The sequence below is a fragment of the Streptomyces sp. HUAS 15-9 genome (genome assembly GCF_025642155.1).
Taxonomy (GTDB): domain Bacteria; phylum Actinomycetota; class Actinomycetes; order Streptomycetales; family Streptomycetaceae; genus Streptomyces.
In genome coordinates this window covers 8,947,725-8,967,809 of record NZ_CP106798.1, presented here as the reverse complement: position 1 = coordinate 8,967,809, position 20,085 = coordinate 8,947,725, and the positions used below count along the sequence as shown (strand labels likewise).

Genomic DNA, 20,085 nt, shown 5'->3' with positions numbered 1-20,085 from the left:
CCGCGCAAGGACGGGGTACTGCCCGGTCGCTCGGCATCGATCAGCCAGCAGTACTCGTCGGCCCCTTCGGTGGAGTCCCACTCAACCAGCCCCTTGCCGCCCGGCGCGTAGACCGCATAGGGATCGACGGCGGAGACGCTTCCGAGCCTGCTGCACTCGAAAGCACCACTGGCACCGCAGACAGGTCCCCTCCCGCTCCTCATGCAGAGCAGCCGCTTCGACATCGCGTGCCGTCGTTCTTCCGCTGATCAGCAGTCAGCTCTCCGGTGTCTCGTCCTCCTCAGCCGCGTCTCCGATGGCAACGCGCAGGTCATGCACGCCCTGCATGACGTCAATGAGGGCTTCCTCCGCCCCACACAGAGCCCGCCGGGTCCCCTCCACATCACCGCGGTCGGCGTGCAGCTGGGCACTGAGGGTATACATCGCCGTCATCGCGGCAGCGAAGGATGCCTCCCGCCCCGGAGGTGCTTCCTCCGCCTCGGATTCCGAGACCTGCAGCGCGGTGCGCTGCAGCCTGTTCGTCAAGACGTTCACCGCAGCGGCGGGGTCAGGGCCAAGCTGATCCGCCCAACCGAGCATTGTCTCCAGGATATCCTCGAGTTCCTCCTCTCCAGTCAAACGAGTCGCGACGGTGATCTCCAGCTCCGTCTTGGCCAGCAGACCGCCCAGCAGCCGCAGACGGTCCGCTTCCTGTGCTCCCTCGGGCCGCGCCTGCGGATCCGCCACCGGTTCAGCCGCCAGAGCAACCAATGCCGCATAAATCTGTTCAGCACTCGCCGAACGCTCGCTTCTCATACTCACACCCCTAAGCTTCGGCCCCACGAAGACGCGACCGCCCGTCCACACGCCGTCGGAAGCCGACTGGTGCAAACAGACACGGCACAGAGGTGCATTGCCACGTCAGGGACGGAAGAGCGAGAGCCGGCCGCCTGTCCTGGGGCGCCGACACCCTGGGGGTGGAGGCGGTCTCCACCGGTCATCCGGGCGGCTGCCCGGCCGGCAGGCCGGCGACACGCATACACAGCGCGTACCAACGCGCCCTGGACGAGCGGCCGTCAGGCCCTTGCTGGGGCATCGTCCGGCTCCGGGTTCGGCGGTACTTCCGCGACCGCAGCAGCGGTCCACACCGGGCATTCGTCGAAGGGTCGGCTGGTCCGCCCGAGCGCCACCGCCGCTCCAGCATCTGACTGACGGGCTGGCTACGGCCGATCGCGGCGGAGTCGGGCGGTCGTCCGGCCGCGCCGCCTCAGGCAGTGGGGCGGCCTGGCCGTACGAACCGACAAACTGGCCGCTGCCTACCAGGCCGCATCACATCTCGCCACCGTCCTCATCTGGATCTTTTGGCCTCGTCGGCGTGCTCGGCGTCATGCTGAACGAGGAGGGAAAGCAGATCTGCCACGGTCAGGGCCGCCTCGGCCGGGTGGCGCAGGGGGATTCCCGGCTGGATGCGGTAGGCGTTGGACCGTCCTTCACGCCGGTGGGTGAGGTAACCGGCCGCCTCCAGGTCAGAAATGATCTTCTGGACAGCGCGTTCCGTGAGCCGGCAGTGCGCGGCGATGTCACGGACGCGCCTGCGCTGGTTGCTCGCGATCGCGGCGAGCACCCGGGCGTGGTTGGTGAGGAACGTCCACCCCGTGTGCGGCTCGGGTACTTCTCCCATACAGCCAGGGTAGTGCCGAACCGTTCACGTATCCAAAAGCCTGAAATAGATTTCCCGTATTTCTTGACAGGCTACGGTGGGCGGGCAGAGCCTGGATGCGGAAGGACGCGGACGCCGACGGAAGAGGCGGCCATGCGGGAGCTGAACCTTCCCCGGCAGCAGGCCAGGGAGGACGAGATCATGAGCAGATCACCGGTCAGCCACCCTGCGGCGCAAGCAGCACAGCGGGCTCTCCTGATCGGGGTCTGCGCCCGCGGCGGGCGCCTGCTCGTGACCATCCGCGGCGATCTTGACATCAGCACGGAAAAGGCAGTGCAGACCGTGCTGCGCAAGGCCGTAGGGCGGAGCAGGCACGGGATCGATCTCGATCTCAGCGGCACAGGGTTCTGTGACTGCTGCGGCCTGAACTGTTTCCTCACCGCCCGGCGCCACGCCATGGCAGCCGGCAAGACCGTGACCATCCAGGCCGCCAGCCCCCTGGTGCAGCGTCTGCTGAGCGTGACGGGCACGTGGCCCCTGTTCACGCTTCAGCACTGTCCGGCAGGCCTGTCCAGCTGCGGCCCCGAAGCGACGGCAGAACATCAGGAGGATGCCCTGGACGAGGACGAGAACCTGCGCACTGAGGTCGTCCAACTGCGCAGGGCGATGCAGACGCGCCCGCCTATCGACCAGGCCACAGGGATCCTGATGGCCACATTCAGCCTCACCGCCGAGGATGCCTGGGACGTGCTGGTCGCCCTCTCCCAGAACACAAACACCAAACTCGCCGAAGTCGCCGAGAAGCTCCTCACCACCATTCAGGGCCGGCCCCTCGCCGAAGCCGACCAGCAGCAGGTAGCCGCAGCCGTCGCCGCCCTCCACGCCACAAGAAAGGCACCCGCACCCCCGCAACCACAACAGCCCCTCCCCGACGAAGAGGCCGGCGGCTGCGGGCTGCCGCCGTGACACCCGCAGCCCGCCCACAGCGGCGGGACGGCGCGAGGCCGGCATGACGACTGCCGCTCGGCGGAAGCCTTTGTGTCGGGTGACACGGGTGCACCGGTGCCCTGCCGTACTCGGTTGCCTCCCGGCGTTGGGCTCAGCCGGTGCCGTCTGACCCCCTGGGGAACTTCCGCCGGGCGTGCGGGTAGCCGCAGCTTGACCCGCGCACTGCGGCTCAGCAGGCGGGCGTACAGAATTCAGGCGGGAACGAGGGAATCGTCGTACGGGCGGGCGCCGGGCAGCTGGTGCCGGGCGACGATCAGGGCAGCGTCGATGTCGCGGGTGCCGGTGGACACGCAGAGCGTGAAGGCGATGTCATCCATGCGCCGGCGGCCCCCCGGGCTTCCGTGATCGGCGTGCAGGATGCGCAGCGCGTCGTACTGCTCCACCATGTTCCGCAGGACCGCGGGGTGTGCCATGAGCATCTGCAGCTCCCCCTGATGGGCAGTGATGCGGGGCACCGCTAGGCCCACCCTGGCCCGTCGAGGCCCTGAAAGAGACTGCGGGCCCCGCATCATTCCCGCTGCGGTGGGTGACGCCGGTCGGCGCCGGCAGCCCGCTGCCGATGGGGCGGATGCCGTGCGCCTACCAGGTGGTGGTTCTGCGTTGGAGAGCCCTGCCAGTCTCAGCCACGGACTTCCCCTTTACTGCTCGGCGAGCCACTACTGGTAGGAGAGGCGCTGATGCTGCCGGAAGGACTGGCGGAGGGCCTCGCGGAAGCGGTTGCCGTTTGCGGGGGCGAGCTGGGGCGGCGGCTACTGGAGCTTCGGGGCGTCGGCTTGGTCTTCACTGATGGCGGCGTACTGGTGGTGGGAGGCCGAGAGACCGGTGACTTGCTGCGAGTTGCCGTCGGCAGGGGCCTCCGGATCCCGTCACCGTTTCGGTCCCGGACGCCCTTTCTTGCTGGGTGAGTGGTCACACGTTCCGGTGAAGCAGACGAATCGGTGACGCGGACCCCAGGCTCTTCGGGGGAGGGCCGTTCCGGGATCGAGGCTGCTCGTGGGGCTGTCGGCTCGGGGAGCACCGATGCAACGGCCAGGCCTCCGAGGATGGTGAATGCGGCTGCACCAAGAGACCGAACGGCATATTTCCTCAGCCGCGACGGGCGGTCGTCCCGGTCTGCCGGCAAGTCCTGCTGGGGAGTTGGTGCCTCAGGAAGGGGGGACGCGGAGGAGTCCGGTCGCCCGCTGAAGCGGACCTTCGGCACCGCGGCGTCCACGGTCGGAGCACCGTCTGTCCGATCGCTCAGCTGTGCCATACCGGGGTCGTATGCCCCGCACTCCGGGCAGGTTACGGCGCCGTTGAGCGTGCGGCTGCACGGGATGCAGTAGTCCATGACGCGACCGTTCTCAGTGCTTGAATTTACGAGAGGGAAAGTGCACCCGAGCCGGGCAACCGTCAGCGGTGGGGAAACGCCGCTTGGTCTGTTTCGGGCCGATCTTTAACATGTGCGAACCTCACTCACCGGCCTGCAGGCGGGTCACCGGTTACTGGGGTCAACGGGGGCAATCGAATGAGTGCTCAGTCGCTGACTGAATAGTGAGGTATGTAACTCTGCTGGAAAGGTCGTCCAGCAGGCTGGGGAAGAAGCTGCCGCCGCGCAGTTTCAAGACGGCCAGGTCCAGCTCCGCCGGCCTGGGTGGCCAGGGTCTTCTCCCGGTGGCCATTGCGGTGGGCGGTGCGGGCGTCGGTGTGCTGGCTCCACCGTGCGCTGATCCGGCCGCTGAAGTCGGCCTCGATCAGCTCTTGCAACATGCGCTCGGTGACGTTGCGGACGAGCTGATCCCGTCCGCCGTGCGTAGTGACTCCAGCAGGCGTTGCAGGTCGGACTGGGACACGGCCATCGGGCACCTCCAGGATTGAACTGGCCGTTCACCAGGGAGATTTGGACGATGGCCTGCCTTATGCGCAGGCAGCGGAGACCGTCACCGGTTGCACGCCCCGGGCACCTGCCCACGCACACCCGCACGGTGATCGCCTACAGCATCACGCGGACATCACGCGGGACGCCATCGAACAAAGTGGGCAGGACGGCGAAGCACCCGGGCGGGAGGAGCGCCGACGCATCCGGCGTCGGCGAAAACTCCGGCTGAAGAGCGCCCTCCCGGGATGTTCCAGGGGCGGACAGAGCAGCAAGGTCCCCCGGCGCCGTCGGCCGTCCCCGCACCCGGCCGGACGCGGCCGCCGGGGACTCGGCCCCCAGTAACCGGGCCCACTTGCCCAGACGCGACATCCAGGCAGTCATCCCGGAGAAGGAGGACCAGGCCGATCGGCTAAGCCGATTCACACCACGGACAGCAGGAACCGTGCCGAACCCGGCCTCACCCTCACCGTCACCCAGATGCACAGCGGGTGTTCAGGGCCTACTGCCTGCGTCGTGTCGTGCCACACCGTGACGGCAACGGCCGGGAGATCCCAGGCCCGCTCGGTGACCACCGCGCCGATCGCCGCCACAGGTGCCATTGGCTCGCGCCCGGTCCGGCGCACCCTGCGGACGACGTACGGCTGCTGCCGCGTGGCCTTCTGGATGCCGCCCTCCCCGTGCCACCTCCTTCGCCACCCGCACGCCAGCTTCATCAGCCACCGTGGTATCAGCGATCTGCGGCTCGGAGTACCTGGTCAGCCGTGCCCCGGGCGCGGGTCGGGCGGGCGGGTGCCGGCCGGGGCGAGGATGCCGTACAGCGCCAGGTCCACCAACATTCCCACGCGGCCTTCCGGGTCGTCGGTACGGCCGTCCGCCCAGGCGCGCATCCCCGTCTCCAGCGCGTTGTGCACGTGCGCGCACACCAGGTCGATCGGTACGTCGTCGCGGAGTTCGCCGCGTGCAGCGGCAGCCTCGAGCAGACGGTGGATCGTCACGAACACGGCCGGGGTCGAAGACACGTCCGGTCTGAGCAGTGACTCGTGGCGCACGGGGAGGGTGTAGACGAACCTGGCCAGTTCCGGCTGCTGCAACATCCTGCGGACAGCGCCGTTGAGAACCGCCCCGACACGCTGGAGCGGCGGGGTGTCCTGCGCCGTCTCGGACCCGGCCTCCTCGCTGACCAGCAGGCGCTCGAAGAGCACTCCGAGGACCTCGTCCCGTTCGGAGAAGTGGTTGTAGAAGGTGGCGCGTGAGACCCCGGCGGCGCGGGCGAGGTCCTGGACGCGCACCGCGTCGTATCCCCGCTCGGCGAAGAGTCGCAGCGCGTTGTCCACGATCACGTCGCGGGTCCCGTTCCTCTTGTCCGGTCTCATAAGGCTCAGCTTACTTGACACGTGTCCAGGCGAACATACTCTTGACACGTGTCTAATTGGACACGTGTCAAGCAACAGGGAGTTCCATCATGAGGTACCCCAAGGTGTACGCGGCCCTCGCCGTGGCTGCCGCTGCCACCGTCGGCGCGAGCGCCTGGACGTGGGCCGGCCCCGCGGACAAGTCCGAGCCGCAGAAGAACGAAGCGGGCGGGACCCGGGTGACCGAGCCCCTGCGGGCCGAGCACCGCGAGCTGTTCCCGCACATCGAGGCCCTCGCCGACGCGGGCGACGCGATCGGCACCACGCCGTTGCAGGAACAGCGCGACAAGGTGCACGCGTCGTACACGTTCCTCTCCCAGCAGCTCATCCCCCACGCCGTCGCCGAGGACAAGGTGCTCTACGCGAAGGTGGACAGCCTGATCGGCAGGAACGGAAACACCCGCGCGACCGACACGATGCGCCGTGACCACACCGAGGTCGCCACCCTGACCGACAAGCTCGGCGAGCTCGGCGGCACACTGCACGAAGGCGCACCCTCGCCCGCCCAGGAGCGGGAACTGCGCCGGATCCTCTACTCACTCAACGGCATCGTGGGCCTGCACTTCGCCAAGGAGGAGGAGGTCTTCCTCCCGCTGCTCGACCGCAAACTCAGTGCCGCCCAGGCCCGGCAGATGTTCGAGCAGATGGAGAAGGTCGCGGAGGAGACCGGCGGCGAGGGCGGACACCAGCACTGACCGCCGTCACCGCCCGCGCACGCGCGAGCACACTCGGTGCACCCGACGGCAGACCACCGCCCTGGCCGACTGTACTGGCGGTGGTGGGCGGGGCGGGATCAGACGGCGCCCGGGGCCGGGCGGGGAACGCCCGGTGCGTACCCCCCGGCTCCGGGCACGGTGGGTCCGTGGATGATCCGCAGCAGGCCGGTCCCCCACCAGGCGAGCGCGGTCAGTTCCAGCAGCCCGCTGATCCCGACGACGGAGAAGAAGAACGGGTGCCAGTCGGTGAGGGTCTGCAGGATGACCCGCAGCGCGCAGCCGGTGTTGAGAAGGACGAAGGGGCCCGTGAGCGATCCGAGAGTGCGGGGGTGGATGCCGCGCAGGGTGGGCGCCACCCGCGCGGCGATCCCCGTGATCATCATGGAGGCGAAGCCGACGGTGATCGCGTGCCGGATAGCCCCGTAGTAGGCATGGCTGAATGCGAGGCCGGTGACGGACTGGTAGACGGGCATCAGCAGCAGCATCACCAAGGAGAGCGCCAGCCACCCGTAGGCGGCGCGGACGAACTTGCCTGACCGGTGGTCGTTGCGGGGCAGCCGCCGCCACAGGCGCCAGGGCAGTGCCATGACCGCCACCCCACCGGCGATCATCAGCCACGGCAGCATCAGGAGGGCTGCGGCCCAGTGGGCGCCGGTCCACCGGTATGCGACGAAGACGACGACCTCCGTGACCACGCCCGCGTTGATCAGCAGCAGGGCCGTCCAGGCCCGGCGCTCGGGTGTCCGCGCCACCCCGAACATCTGCGGCAGCAGATGGCTTGACAGACCGAGGATCATCAGCAGCGCCATGCCGTGGATCTGCATGTCGCGCAGCGGAGCCTGGTAGGTCGCGATGTACCACAGCAGGTCGGAGCGCGCGGCGGCCGTCATGGTCATCGCCGTGTGCCAGAGCCCGAAGGCCGCCTGGCCGACGATCCAGAACACTCCCGAGCCGATGAAGCCCGTGACGGGACGCAGCGGGCCCCCGCTGCGCCGGTACGTCACCAGGAGTTGCCCGGCGAACAGCAGGGACGCGACCAGCACGAGAGCGTTGCCGACCAGGGCCACGGGTACCGTCCAACCGCCCCCGGCCCGGTAGCCGGCCGCTCCCATGCCGATGACAGCCGTCACCAGCCCCGTAACGGCCGCCGCCAGGACGACCGGCACCAGGCGTGGGGCGGCCAGGGAGGTGCGCCACAGCCGCGGGAACGCCTGGTAGCCGAAGCCCATGACGAACAGCCCGACCCATCCGGTGATCTGTGCATAACCGTGCGCGTTGATCTCATGGACGGACACCCCGGTGAAGCGCTCGTCGAAGCCGATCCGCCACAGGATGAGGACGCCCCACGAGGCGCCGACGGTGAGGACGGACAGCACTGCCGCGGTGAAGAACGGGGCGTGGACGGTGTTGCGGTACTTCGGGGGACATGGCGGGCCGGTGGTGGACAGCTCGACCGGCACAGCGGCTGGGGAAGGACCGGCCGCCCGGCCGGATGCTGCTTCAGGACGGTTACGGTGCACAGTGTTCCTCTGGGCAGGTGCGCCCCGGGGCAGGTGCGCCTCGGGGCGGGGTGCGTCTTCGGGCGCGGGAGTTCCTCCGGGCGGGGCGAGCTCGCGCACAGCCGGGCCGAACACCGGCCCGGGGCGGCACGTCGGCGCACCACCCGCGCGACCGTAGCCCGCGCGACAGCCCCGCCGTATGGGCCACCCAGGGCACTCCCCAGGGGCCCTTTCGACCCTAGCCGCTCGGACTTCGGCCCCGATGGCGTTAACGGTCTGAATCGAGGTCTGGCTCAAATTCCGTGCGCCGACCGTGCGTTGTGGTGGTCGATCTTGTGTGCGGCTACTCGGGAGTCGCCTTGGTTTCGCTCGGCGCCCGCGCACCACGCAGTGGCTGGGAACGCGGCGGATGGCCGGCCAGGGCAGAGGCAGCCCGGCGGAAGGGTGAAGGGGAAGAATCAGCTGAGCACGACTGGGCCATCGTCTCCACCTGAGGAGTCCGGCACGGTGCCCGTCGGCGGATGGAAGGGATAGGCGATGTCCATGACGTGCTCGGTGTCGTCACCTGCAGTGAAGTTCGGGTGGTAGACCTCGCGTGCGGGTCCGGCCAGGCGAAGCCCACGCTGGTCGATCCAGGCCGCGACGGTGTCGTGCAGCGCCTCCATTACCGCGTAGGAGCGCTGCTGCCCGGTCACCTTCAGGTATGCCTCTCGGTGGGCCGGTTCGATCCGTACCCTGATGCGGTCCGTCTGCTCTACAGGGTCGTCGGTGGGAACGCACACTTCGACCGGTCCGTCGCCGTCCTGGCTTATGACGCCGTGATACAGGGCGAATACGTGACCCGCAATGCGCGCCCTGGCAGCCGTCAGGTGCGCGAACAGCTCCTGAGTGGCCCCGTCGAGGAACGCAGACAGACCGTCGGCATCCACGTGAGTCCGCACCGAGACCACCCACTGCGCAGCGACGTCGCGCTGAGCGGGTGTGCCGAGGGAATCCGTCGCTTCGTCGAGCACCTGCTGCAGATGGGTGGCCAGCGTCCGGCGGGCGGTGTGCTGGTCCTCCATCTGCGCCCAGTACGCGGCCACCGACTGCGATGCCGCGTGACCGTCCAGCTCCAGCACCTCGGCGATTCGCGCCAGCGGCATTCCCATCGACCGCATCAGCCCGATCAAGCGGGCTCGCTGGATCTGCTCCACTCCGTACCGGCGGACCTGGCCCGCTCCCTCGAGCCTGGCAGGGACCAACAGGCCCCGGTCTCCGTACAACCGCAGTGCTTTGCGGCTCAGCCGCGTGCGGGCAGCCAACTCCCCTATCGTGATCAACTCGTCCACGCACTCAGCATGAGCCCTGCCCCAGGGGCACGGGCCACCGCAGCGCTGACGATCACGGAATCCGGCAGCTCAGCAACGCAGGTTCAGATCGCCGTCGACGGTGTTGAGCTGCCCGTCCACAGCCTCGATGGTTTCGTGTCCCTGCTTGGCACGGCCGAGAGGATCAGCCAGCTCGAGGACCGGCGCCGAGGTGGGCCCGACCCTCGCAGGGCCCGCTCAGCAGCTCGGCCTTGAAGGAAGTCGCGAGCACCCCCGAGCACCCGACCACGACGCCGCACGTCGTGCCGAGATCGCACCGGCCCAGTGTCCCTTCGCCGTGCTGTTTGGATGTTCCGATTCCCGGCTGGCAGCGGAGATCATCTTCGATCGCGGCCTGCGCGACTTGTTCGTGGTTCGCACCGCCGGGCACGTCGTGGGCGCACGAGGTGCTGGGAAGCATCGCGTACGGGGTGGACGTGCTGGACTGCCCGCCGGTGGTGGTCCTCGGCCACGATTCGTGCGGCGCGGTCGGCGCAGCGTGCGCCGCGCTGGAGGATGGCATCACACCGGCCGGCTACATCCGGGACGTCGTCGAGCCCCTGACTCCCAGCGTGCTGGCAGCGCATGCCGCTGGCCGCCTGCAGGCGGATGAGGTCCTGGCGGAGCACGTACGGCACACCGTCGACCTGCGCTGGGCGTGGAAGGCGCGCGTCACATCCCCCAGTGATTACGACATAACAGGTCTGTGGGAAGTACGAGGCCCGGGCGGCCCGGGCCTTCTCCATGCCTCGCAACTTTCTCTGCCGCCTTTGCTGTCCGCGCCCCGGCCGCTGGCCCCAAGGGGTGAAGGAAGCCGATCCCAGGAGGACGAGACGCAAGCACCTGAGACCTGTCACTGTCCTGCTCACCCAGCCCAACTCGCCCAGGAGGTGGCGGTGGCGGAAACGGCACAGGCACGGCAGTGTTGGGTTGCCGAGTCAAGGACCCATTCGAGAGCGGGCGAAACGGCGGCGAAGGAGAATGTCGCCGCCGGCGCATACGCCCGCCGCCCCTGACCCGGTGCTTGCTCGATCTGCACATCAAGGGCGTGGTGATGGAATGGTGGTCCGACCGCGTCGGTGCCACCGCCGACGGTCGGGCTTGCTGAATCGGCAAACGAACTCGTCTTCCCGGCAGGACCTTCCGCATGATCGGCGTTGAGCCGACGGAACGGCGGGAGGGACGCCCTCCTGGCGCACAGCAGACCAACGGTCCCGGAGGAGACGAATGCCGCAGCACATCGCGGAGATCACACACCGGTCGGTCCCCTCGCCAGGAGGCCGGATTCACCTCGCGGAACAGGGAACCGGGCCGCTGGTGCTGCTCGTCCACGGCTTCCCGGAGTCCTGGTACTCCTGGCGCCACCAGCTGCCGGTACTCGCGGCGGCGGGATACCGCGCGGTCGCCATCGATGTGCGCGGCTACGGCCGCTCCTCCAAGCCGACCGCAACGGATGCGTACCGGATGCTCGGCCTGGTGGAGGACAACGTCGCGGTGGTGCACGTCCTGGACGAGGAGTCGGCGGTGGTCATCGGCCACGACTGGGGCGCGACCATAGCCGCGAACTCCGCTCTGCTCAGGCCGGATGTGTTTCGGGCGGTGGGGCTGCTGAGCGTTCCCTATGCCCCGCGTGGTGGGCCCCGCCCCAGCGACGTCTTCGCTCACATGGGCGGGGATGAGGAGTTCTACGTCTCGTACTTCCAGGAGCCGGGCCGCGCCGAGGCCGAGATCGAACCCGATGTGCGCGGCTGGCTCGCGGGCTTCTATGCGGCCCTGTCCGCCGACACCATGCCCGCACCCGGCGCTCCCGATCCGCACTTCGTCAGCAGGAACGCGACGCTGCGTGAGCGGCTTCCCGTCGGCCGACTGCCTGCCTGGCTGAGCGAGAGCGATCTCGACGTCTACGCCGGGGAGTTCGAACGCACCGGCCTTTCCGGAGCACTCAACCGCTACCGGAACATGGACCGCGACTGGGAAGACCTCGCCGCCTTCGACGGCGCCCCCATCACCCAGCCGTCCCTGTTCATCGGTGGCACCCTCGACGCTTCCACGACCTGGCTGTCCGACGCGATCAAGGCGTACCCGGTCACGCTACCGGGCCTGGTCTCCTCACACCTCCTCGACGGCTGCGGCCACTGGATCCAGCAAGAACGCCCAGCCGAGGTCAACCGACTCCTGACCGACTGGCTCGCCACTCTGCCCACCTGACGCACTCGCCGCGCCGCCCGGCGCTGCAGAACACGTGAACTCCGCGACACTCGACTCGACTCCCCTGACGCGGTCGCGGCTTTGTTCATTCTCCTGAACAGCGCCAGCGCCGACTGCCATGAGGGCGTACCCGGCGTGGCCGCACCGCCACTCGTGATGGCGGCAAGCGGGGTAAGGACTGGGCGGCCGAACAGCCCCCATCTCAGGCTCGGCACAACGCGTTGTGTCGAGGTCGCGTTCGAGGTGCTGGGCGAAGCTCCGGAGGCTGGACAGTTCGGTGATGGAGGTGGCCGCTTCGATCCAGGTCGGCAACTGGTCACCCTGGAGGTGAGCGACCGTGTGCCCGAAATAACGCACATGCTCGGCAAGTGCCGTCGAGCGCGAGGCAATTGGCGAGGACGCCTTTGAGCTGGAGTCGGTCGCCTTCGGGTAGGGCGTCGGGGTGGTTGGGTCCAGCGTGTAGCGGCCCGGGCTGACGGCGGGCGGGGGCCGACCGGTGGCCCCCGCGGGATCGATCATCTAGGGAACCGGGAGACGTTCTACCGGCGGACCGCCGAGATCAGTCCGCCGGGCCGTTCCTCGTGCTGGGGCGGGGTGCTGATCGGGCGTCCGTAGGCGGCAGCGCGCTCGCGCAGGGTGTGGCTGTCGGCCTCCCAGCCGTGCCCGGCCAGCCAGCCCACCGGGTCGTCGGGCATCTCCGAGACCCACATGGACGCTGCCGATCCCGGCGCGGCGTCCGCGCCGAAGCGCTCGATCACGCCGCGCGAGCCCAACGTCAGCCCCATCCGACTGCCTGTCGCCGACTGCGCGCTGATCCGGGCCAGCAGCAGCTCCACCGCGTCCTCGGGCAGATAGATCAGCAGTCCTTCGGCGATCCACACGGTCGGCACGGCCGGGTCGTGCCCTGCCGCGGCCAGCGCGCCTGGCCAGTCCTCACGCAGATCCACGGCGACGGTGATCCGCTCGCAGCGTGCGACGGCCCGCTCCTGGCGCAGTACCGAAGCCTTGAAGTCCAGTGGCGCGGCGGTGTCGACCTCGAACAGCCGGGTGCCCTCGGGCCAGTCCGTCCGGAAGGCCCGGCTGTCCATGCCGGCGCCGAGCAGCACGACCTGCCGGACCCCGGACGCGGAGGCCTGCTGCAACAGGTCGTCGAGGAACTTCGTCCTGATGACGATGGAAAACACCACGGCCAGCCGGCGGCGTCGCGCGGCCTCGTCATCGGGCAGCGGCGGCGAGGAGGGCCACAGGCCGCCGGCGGTGGCGAAGGCCTGTGCCAGCGGGTCGCGGAACAGCGCGTTCTCCCGCTCGGTCTCCAGCGCCCGCACCCTGGCCACCCCCACCGCCGTGGCCCACACTCCCGACGGCTGCACCCGCTCCTGCTCATCAGTCACCGCGTCAGCCTAAATGATCGTTTTAAAGGGGCCTGATGAGTGGAGCCAGGGTCATGCGCGGCCAGCCAGTCATGCGCGCACTGACCGCCTACGACCAGGCGACCTGGGCCGAGGTAAAAGAGCCCGGGCGGCCCGCGGAGGCTACATCTGCTTCCAGGACGAGGCAGGCTTCACCCGCCGGCCGCCCAAAGGACGCACCTGGGGCCGACACGGAGTGACTCCGCAGGTGACGGTGAGCGGAAGACGTTCGGGACGACTCTCCGTGGCCGGGCTGATCGCCATGCGGCCCGGCTCCCGGACCCGGCTGTGCCACCGACTGCGCACCCACGCCTCGGGCAAGGGCAACCGCCGCAGCATGGGAGAACGCGACTTCATCGCGCTGATCGACGGCACTCACCAGCTCGTCAAAGCGCCGATCGTGCTGGTCTGGGACCGCTTGAACACCCATGTCTCCCACGCCATGCGTGAGCTGATCGCCGAGCGTGCATGGCTGACGGTGTTCCTGCTGCCCGCCTACTCGCCCGACCTCAACCCCGTCGAGTGGGTATGGGCGCACGTCAAGCGCAGCTTGGCCAACCTCGCCGCGGTCGCCCTCGACCGGCTCGAGGCCCTCGTCCGCAACCGGCTCAAACGACTTCAGTACCGGCCCCACACCCTCGACGGCTTCATAGCGGGGACCGGCCTGACCCTCGACGATCCAACGTCACCCTGACCAGCTGAAGTCAGTAACGCCTCGCGGGAGCGGGGTGCACGGTTCACGCACAGTAAGTCCGCTCATGGCTCGACTCCAGGGCTACCGAGGCCTGTGCCATCGTGCCGCTCCAACCTGCCGGCCCGGGGCGACCGGGGAAACCGTGGCCTTCAGTCTTCTGGACGCCGGATCGTTGATCGGATCAGTTCCGCGTCCGGGTGACCAAGTTCCTCGAGGATCTGCAGGGCTTGCAGCCGATGGCTTTCTGCCTCCTGACGGCGGCCCGCGGCGGCAAAGGCGCGGGCGAGGATTTGCAGAGTAGACGCCTCACCGAGCCTGTTGCCCACTGCTGCATGGAAGGCGGATGCCTGCAGACCGGCCGTGATCGCCTCGTCGAAGCACCCTACGGACAGATGAGTGCCGGCCAGTTTGTCCAGAACGAGCCCCTGACCAAAGGGATAGGAGAGATCTTCGAAAATTGCCAAGGACTCGCTGAGTGACTCCACGGCGTCTTCCGGCCGGTTCAGGCCCAGATAGGCCGAACCGAGGTTTTCCAGCGCATGGGCGATGAGCCATGCGTCGCCTGATCGGCGCGCCATCCGCAGCGCGGAGAGCAGGTAGTCGACAGCCGCTTCGAAGCGACGCAGGGAGATTAGCGCATCGCCCACGTTGTTCAGGTTCCAGCCCTCGTCCTCGCCCAGGCGCTGACTGACCGCCAGGGCGCGCATGCAGCACGCATAGGCTTCTTCATGTCTGCCGCAGTACACGTTCGCGGCGCCCAGATCACGCAACGCCACCAACTGCGCGTGTTCATCGCGCAAAGCCTCTGCTGCGGCCAGGGCGATCTCATTGACCGCAATCCAGTCCAACGTGGGCCTTCTGAGCTGGAAGAAGGGCCTAAGCGCGGCGGGCAGCTTCCAGGCGGAAGCAAAGTCGCCGACGTCCGCTGCCTGCCGACACGCCGCCACGACGTTCGCGAACTCGGTCTCGCACCAACCAAGTGCACTTGCGGGCGAGTCCAGAGCGACAGACAGATGTGCGGGGGGTCGTTCTTCGTCGGAGATCGTGAAAGGAGCCGCACCACGACGGGTTCCAAGAACGGCACCGGCTTTCTCCCCGGTGGCGACAAGCCATGAAAACAGGCGGTGCAGCGCCTGTGACCGGTCGTGCTCGTCGTCCTCCTCGACACTGCATTCACCGGCGTAGTCGCGGATCAAATCGTGGAAGCGATAGCGATTGTTGCCGGCGATCTCAAGGAGATTGGCGCTGACCAGGTTCGACAGTATGCGCAGCGTCTGGGCCGGCGCCAAGTCAGCCAGGGCCGCGGCCGCTTTGAGGCTGATGTCCTGACCCGTCGGCAGGCTCAGCAGGCGAAACACGCGAGCAGTAGCGGGCGAGAGATTGCGATATGACCAGGAGAACACCTTCCGGACTGCGGACGTCTCGTCATCGTCGTACGTGGCCAGGGCTTCGATCCGGGCAGCGCCGGTCAATTCGTCGGCCAGTTCCTCCAGCGAGGCATGGGGTCGCGCCGCGGCCATCTCGGCTGCGATGCGCAGGGCCAACGGCAGACGGGCGCATCTGACCGTGAGTAGTACGGCTGCCGAGGGTTCCGCATCGAGGCGGCCCCCTCCGATGATCGAGCCCAGCAACTCCAGTGATTCTTCCGGGGACAGCATGTCGAGGACGAGGCGCTGCGCGCCGTCGCGCACCACCAGACTGGAGAGTTGGCTTCTGCTGGTGATCAGGACGAAGCAGGTTGCAGAAGCGGGCAGCAACGGACGGACCTGCTCCGCGTCGCGAGCGTTGTCCAGAAGAACGAGCATGCACCGCTGATGAAGGAGGCTTCTGAACAGTCCACTGCGGCCCTCAAGGTCCTCGGGAAGCCCTTCGGCCGATGTGCCGAGCGCGAGCAGAAATCCGTGGAGTGCCTGGTTCGGTGTGATCAGCGGGCCGGGACCGTACCCCTGGAGGTTGACGTAGAGCAACCCGTCAGGAAAGCGATCGGCGACACCCCGGGCCCAGTGGATGGCCAGAGCTGTCTTGCCGATACCGGCAGTGCCCGCCACCGCCGACACGATGACGGTCGGCCGGACCTCGTGGGTCCACCCTTCAAATATGGCGTCGAGCTTGGCGAGGTCCTCGCTTCTGCCAGTGAAGTGGGACGACTCCGGCGGAAGCTGGTAGGGACGGGGAACGCCAGCGTGTTGCCCATGGAAGTGCACGCCGCCCGAGACGTTCCGCGCCTGGACGGAATTGGTCACCGAACCGGAAAGATCATTGTTCACCCGGTCCGCCCGATCGGCCTCCCCGTCGCTCACAATGTCCGCCCTCCGAGCACACGTTGACCCTGAAATTCGAGGCTACAGAGACGGGCGGTCGGCGTCTAGGGAACCCAGACCGGAATGACCGATTCCCTATACCATTGACGGTCCACTGCAGTTGACAAGGCCTCAAAGGTCTGAAATTATAAACTGCCTTGATCCCAGGTCGGCCCATTGCGCTACGCCGCTACCTGCTGGTAGAGCATCAAGTCAAATAGCAAGAATCATCTGGATCTCCTTCCTTCGATCTTGTTATGCAGTCTGGAACCCTCTAATGGGCCCCAGCTCGCAATTAGCCCAGATCCCGGACCCGCAGGCAACTGCGCTACAGTACACCCGCACTGACAGGATCGGAGCCCGCTCGCTGCGGTGATCCCGGCAGGAGTTCAGGCCAATCACGCCACCGTTGCGCTCGTTTCATCCATGAGTCGAGAGTCTTCGCAGTTTCAGAGCAAGTGTCCGGACCGCCCCAAGGGCGTTATGTCACTCCTACGGCGTGGAAAGCGCCCAGCGAGGACCAGGGCACGGGACTGCGCCTGAATTCCCCTCGTCGAGCCGTCGTGCAGCGCGATACCCGCCGGAAAGACGACCGCGTCGCCGGGTTTCAGCCGCACGGTGATGCACACCGTTCGTCGAACTTCCTGGGGATGAGCCCGTAGGAACCGCCGCAACTGCGGGGTGTCGGGCACATGGTCCCCATCGCCCGGCCGGACGGTGTCCGAGAGATAAAGCGCTGTCATGTTCAGGCTGAGGATGAGGATTCGGTCCCCCGGCCCCAGGTTGCACAGGCACCGACGTTCTGCTGCCTCCAGCCTGACACTACGCGGGAATCGCTCACCTTCGCGGGAATCCGTCAGTGCATTGTCGTAGTGCATGCCCACCCACTGGGCTGACGCATGATCGGAGTACTGGCGTATTTTCGGATCGAACCTTGTTGTCGTCAGGCTTCCGGCACGAGCTTCCAGGACGTCGACCAGCCGCCCTTCAAGGCGTCCCAACCGATAATGGGCTCCATGATTTGGCTGGAAATCCTGACGGCTCGCCTCCTCCACCATAGCTTTCGCTGTAGCGTCCGACAGGGGAATACGGTCGAAGCCCAAGCAGAGGCCGGCGGGCGTGTCATCAGTTGCGATATGTCGTTCGAGTAAAGCCGCGTCCTCAGCCAAGAGCGATTTTGGAACATCGGGGACGATGGCATCGCAGACGTACCGAAGCACATTGGTCTCATAGCCCCTCGCCAAATGAACACCGCAGAAGGAAAGGTGCTCGAGGTGAGATGAGAGCCACTGAGGCGTGCAATCCAGTCTGATCGTCCTGTCGTCGAGCACCAAGGAACCGACGCGATTTCGGACATCCCCCATTGAACCCCCGCAGCCGATAGATTCTCAGGAATGCTATCCGAGATCAGTTTTCCGCACAACGCCCTTGCCGTTCCGGCGAGATGACTAGTAGCCGAGAGAGAGGGTCCCAATATGAGGTACTGGCAAGTCGGCCCTACGGCTCACACGCACATGACTCTTGGGTATGGCTCGAATGAGTCGAGACTCGAGTTTGTACAGGGCACAGCCCGGGACGGGTCTCCCTGGGCGGACGATGTCCGCCTCATCGGGGACGGAGCGAGTGATCTGCTCCACCTCCTCCTCGGCAGGCTGCCCGGGTGGACCGTCTCCCTGCGGGATGATGGGGCCGTAGCACCTGACATTCCTGGAGCCGTGCCGTTGCGCCATGCCCATCACTATCTATGGCATCTGTCGTCGTGTCCGCCCGACCCAGACTGGGCACGCCCCAAACTTCCTCCTCGCGTCCACTTCGTACCTGCTTTGGAGGTGGACATCGACCAATTGCAGACTGTCCGTGAGCGCGCCTACCTACCGGGGCACCCGGATCGCAGCGTGGATCGATCCAGGCATCTGGTGCCGCTCTTGACCGGTGCGCTCTATGGGCGAAACCTTGCCTGCAGCACCGTGGCCCTTCTCGGACCGCAGCCCATAGGCGCCATTCTGGCCAATGCCGAAGTTGGACCGCCCGCCCTACCAGGGCCGGGGTTCACCGACCTGTTCCGGGACCCGGAGTGCTCCCTGCGAGGAATCGGCTCGCTTCTCATGAAGTACGCACTGGCCACAGCGTATCTGGACGGTCTGGCAGAAGACTTGCGCCTGGCAGTGACCGAAGGCAATCCGGCTCGCAGACTCTACGAGCGACTCGGGTTCCGGCATGTGTACAGCACTCGTACTCTGAGGCTGCCAGGTGACAGCCAGAGCCAGTAGTTCGTCGCGCATTCTCGGCCGAGTGATCGATCTGCTGCCCGCCAAAGAGCAGACGGCCGCCAAGCGCGGTTCTCGGAGGTGGTCGTCCGGCATCGATCGACTGTGTTCATCCGGCCGGTGAGCACCGACGAGAGCCGGAAGCTGACGAGGGCTCGCCGTCGAACCTCCGGTCCTGAGGGCACCGTACGTTCGTGGCCGCGTCGCGCCCGCCAGTCCGCGCATCAACTGTGGATGCTCGGCGGCCGGGCCGTCGTAGCGCTCGACTCCGTCGCGCTGCCTACCCGCGAACGCACCGGCATGCTCGACCACGCTGTCACAGACGCCATACTGACGCACGGCAGGCTCCTGGTTCTCCCCCCAACCGATAGTCCCGCCACGCCCCCCAAACGCCGCTGTCTGCCGGGCCCGCGGATTCGAGCGTCCCTCAGAACGACCGGCCGGACACTGGCCTGGGCATCCGTCCGGCACCTCGCCGATGAACGCGCCCAGGATGGCCCGGACTTCGTCGGCATCGTGAACGCCAGTCAAGAAGGGTGGTGCAGGTGCTCCGGTCCAGGGTACCGAGGGCGTAGAAGTGGGCCAGGGCGTAGAGGTAGCGGCATAGCCGCTGGCGGTCACGCAGGCGGTCGGGAATCTACTCGCCAGGAATCGCCCATGTGCGGAGCAGGGCTTCCAGAGCCCGCTCCAGGAAGAGTCATCGGCCGGAGCCGTAGTCGACGGGGGCGATGAACCCTGCTGGAAACCGGGTCGTCCGGGTGGTTGAGGGACTGGGTGCGGTCTGGATGGCGAGGTCGGTCTTGTCGATACTGGCCTTCATCTCCCGGCCCTGGATGACCCCGCGGCAGAAGTTGCCGCCAGCGACCCTTCGCCATTCGATCTTCCCTCACGGGCATCGTCAGTCATGCCGGTCACGGCGCCGAGTCGGCTGCGTTGTCACCAGCAGCATCGACGGAGGTCGGCCGAGGAGGCGGGGACGTACCGGTGAAGGTCAGGTTGGAGAAATCCCGGCCCTGTACTACCGGCCCGTACTGGGTGCCGCCGCTGACGGTGTTCGTCACCGCCCCGTCCCCCGTGCGCACCAGTTTGGCCTGCTCCGCCCAGGCCGCGAGCCCGGTACGGAAGTCCTCATCCAGCGCGGCCCGGACCGCCAACGCCGTGCTCAGAGCCTGCGCCCGACCCTGGTCGCCCGGATCTCCGGCAAGGCGCACCAGCTCCGGCTCCCCAGAACTGACCACCGGACCTTGTCCGGGGCCATCCCGGCGGAACGGTCGCCGCACCAGCGCGGTCAACCCCGCCCACGCCTGCCGCCCGACCTCCCCGCCGGCTCCACCAGCCAGCGCTGCCAACAACCCTACCGACACCGGATCCATCCCCCACCCCTCGCCTGGCGCAATCACCCGCTTGCAATCAGTGACGAATCGTACGGGTGCACGGTTCCCGCCCCACACCACTCAACCCGCCGCTTTCTGTTCCGCGACCGACACACACCGCAGCCGGCACACCTCGCCCGCAGAGGCCGCAACTGCGCCCCGCGGCAGTTTTGTGGTCCGGGAAGTGCGCCTGTCCAGAGTCGGCGGCCGGTCGGTAGCGTTGGCGAGCATCCGGCGCACGGTCCTCTCAGCGGGGCCGGACGGTCGAGTGTCACCGGGCGCGGATCCCCAAGGTGTACGGGACGCGGCCGCCGACCAAGGGGGCAGGCGATCCCACCAAGGCTCAGCAAAGT

The 20,085-nt window shown here is 67.6% G+C and carries 16 protein-coding genes and 3 pseudogenes; 6 read left to right on the top strand and 13 right to left on the bottom strand.

All coding sequences use genetic code 11. From position 1 onward, the window contains the following. Positions 1-255 precede the first annotated feature (255 nt). Entirely contained in the window at positions 256-795 is a 540-nt protein-coding gene (locus tag N8I87_RS40800; RefSeq protein WP_263215968.1) for a hypothetical protein, read from the bottom strand. Between the two features lie 532 nt (positions 796-1,327). Further along, the gene (locus N8I87_RS40790) at positions 1,328-1,660 is read right to left on the bottom strand and encodes a helix-turn-helix transcriptional regulator (RefSeq protein WP_263215967.1); all 333 of its coding nucleotides are present in this window, start codon (positions 1,658-1,660) and stop codon (positions 1,328-1,330) included. 132 nt (positions 1,661-1,792) lie between these two features. Between N8I87_RS40790 and N8I87_RS40785 the strand changes: the two genes are divergently transcribed. Further along, complete coding sequence (locus tag N8I87_RS40785; RefSeq protein WP_263215966.1) at positions 1,793-2,605, top strand: ANTAR domain-containing protein; 813 nt, start codon at positions 1,793-1,795, stop codon at positions 2,603-2,605. Between the two features lie 233 nt (positions 2,606-2,838). Here N8I87_RS40785 and N8I87_RS40780 read toward each other — a convergent pair whose 3' ends face one another. The 5 genes and pseudogenes from N8I87_RS40780 to N8I87_RS40760 form a co-directional block, all read right to left on the bottom strand. Further along, positions 2,839-3,066: a DUF5133 domain-containing protein gene (locus N8I87_RS40780; protein ID WP_263216947.1), complete on the bottom strand. Its 228-nt coding sequence runs from the start codon at positions 3,064-3,066 to the stop codon at positions 2,839-2,841. Between the two features lie 200 nt (positions 3,067-3,266). Further along, the gene (locus N8I87_RS44820) at positions 3,267-3,977 is read right to left on the bottom strand and encodes an SCO2400 family protein (RefSeq protein WP_438829320.1); all 711 of its coding nucleotides are present in this window, start codon (positions 3,975-3,977) and stop codon (positions 3,267-3,269) included. Positions 3,978-4,209: 232 nt separating this feature from the next. Continuing rightward, positions 4,210-4,485: pseudogene (locus N8I87_RS40775) on the bottom strand (transposase); the annotation flags it as partial. Between the two features lie 439 nt (positions 4,486-4,924). Next, positions 4,925-5,104, bottom strand: coding sequence for a hypothetical protein (locus N8I87_RS40765; protein WP_263217002.1), 180 nt, complete (start codon positions 5,102-5,104; stop codon positions 4,925-4,927). Between the two features lie 156 nt (positions 5,105-5,260). After that, complete coding sequence (locus tag N8I87_RS40760) at positions 5,261-5,878, bottom strand: TetR/AcrR family transcriptional regulator (RefSeq protein ID WP_263215964.1); 618 nt, start codon at positions 5,876-5,878, stop codon at positions 5,261-5,263. An 89-nt stretch (positions 5,879-5,967) separates the two neighbouring features. Here N8I87_RS40760 and N8I87_RS40755 point away from each other — a divergent pair, with 89 nt between their 5' ends. Further along, entirely contained in the window at positions 5,968-6,612 is a 645-nt protein-coding gene (locus N8I87_RS40755; protein ID WP_263215963.1) for a hemerythrin domain-containing protein, read from the top strand. A 98-nt stretch (positions 6,613-6,710) separates the two neighbouring features. Here the strand turns inward: N8I87_RS40755 and N8I87_RS40750 are convergent, their stop codons facing one another. Both N8I87_RS40750 and N8I87_RS40745 read right to left on the bottom strand, forming a co-directional pair. Further along, a complete protein-coding gene (locus tag N8I87_RS40750) occupies positions 6,711-8,093 on the bottom strand; it encodes an NnrS family protein (RefSeq protein ID WP_263215962.1) in 1,383 nt (460 codons plus the stop codon). Positions 8,094-8,590: 497 nt separating this feature from the next. Further along, positions 8,591-9,463 carry a MerR family transcriptional regulator gene (locus N8I87_RS40745; protein ID WP_263215961.1) on the bottom strand — a complete coding sequence of 291 codons (873 nt, stop codon included), beginning with the start codon at positions 9,461-9,463 and terminating at the stop codon, positions 8,591-8,593. Positions 9,464-9,590: 127 nt separating this feature from the next. On the opposite strand from N8I87_RS40745, the pseudogene N8I87_RS40740 reads away from it, so the two are divergent. Continuing rightward, positions 9,591-10,131 (top strand): annotated as a pseudogene (locus N8I87_RS40740) (carbonic anhydrase); the annotation flags it as partial. Between the two features lie 577 nt (positions 10,132-10,708). Continuing rightward, positions 10,709-11,689 carry an alpha/beta fold hydrolase gene (locus tag N8I87_RS40735; protein WP_263215960.1) on the top strand — a complete coding sequence of 327 codons (981 nt, stop codon included), beginning with the start codon at positions 10,709-10,711 and terminating at the stop codon, positions 11,687-11,689. Positions 11,690-12,228: 539 nt separating this feature from the next. Here the strand turns inward: N8I87_RS40735 and N8I87_RS40730 are convergent. Beyond that, on the bottom strand, positions 12,229-13,044 hold the full coding sequence (locus N8I87_RS40730; RefSeq protein ID WP_263216946.1) for a class I SAM-dependent methyltransferase: 816 nt from the start codon (positions 13,042-13,044) through the stop codon (positions 12,229-12,231). Positions 13,045-13,178: 134 nt separating this feature from the next. Between N8I87_RS40730 and N8I87_RS40725 the strand changes: the two are divergent. Continuing rightward, positions 13,179-13,792 (top strand): annotated as a pseudogene (locus tag N8I87_RS40725) (transposase); the annotation flags it as partial. Between the two features lie 149 nt (positions 13,793-13,941). Here N8I87_RS40725 and N8I87_RS40720 read toward each other — a convergent pair. Both N8I87_RS40720 and N8I87_RS40715 read right to left on the bottom strand, forming a co-directional pair. Next, complete coding sequence (locus N8I87_RS40720) at positions 13,942-16,092, bottom strand: ATP-binding protein (RefSeq protein ID WP_263215958.1); 2,151 nt, start codon at positions 16,090-16,092, stop codon at positions 13,942-13,944. Between the two features lie 449 nt (positions 16,093-16,541). Further along, entirely contained in the window at positions 16,542-17,426 is an 885-nt protein-coding gene (locus N8I87_RS40715) for a hypothetical protein (protein WP_263215957.1), read from the bottom strand. Between the two features lie 141 nt (positions 17,427-17,567). On the opposite strand from N8I87_RS40715, the gene N8I87_RS44580 reads away from it, so the two are divergent. Beyond that, a complete protein-coding gene (locus N8I87_RS44580; RefSeq protein ID WP_411577349.1) occupies positions 17,568-18,362 on the top strand; it encodes a GNAT family N-acetyltransferase in 795 nt (264 codons plus the stop codon). A 908-nt stretch (positions 18,363-19,270) separates the two neighbouring features. On the opposite strand, the gene N8I87_RS40710 is transcribed toward N8I87_RS44580, so the two are convergent. Beyond that, positions 19,271-19,732, bottom strand: coding sequence for a hypothetical protein (locus N8I87_RS40710; protein ID WP_263215956.1), 462 nt, complete (start codon positions 19,730-19,732; stop codon positions 19,271-19,273). Positions 19,733-20,085 lie beyond the last annotated feature (353 nt).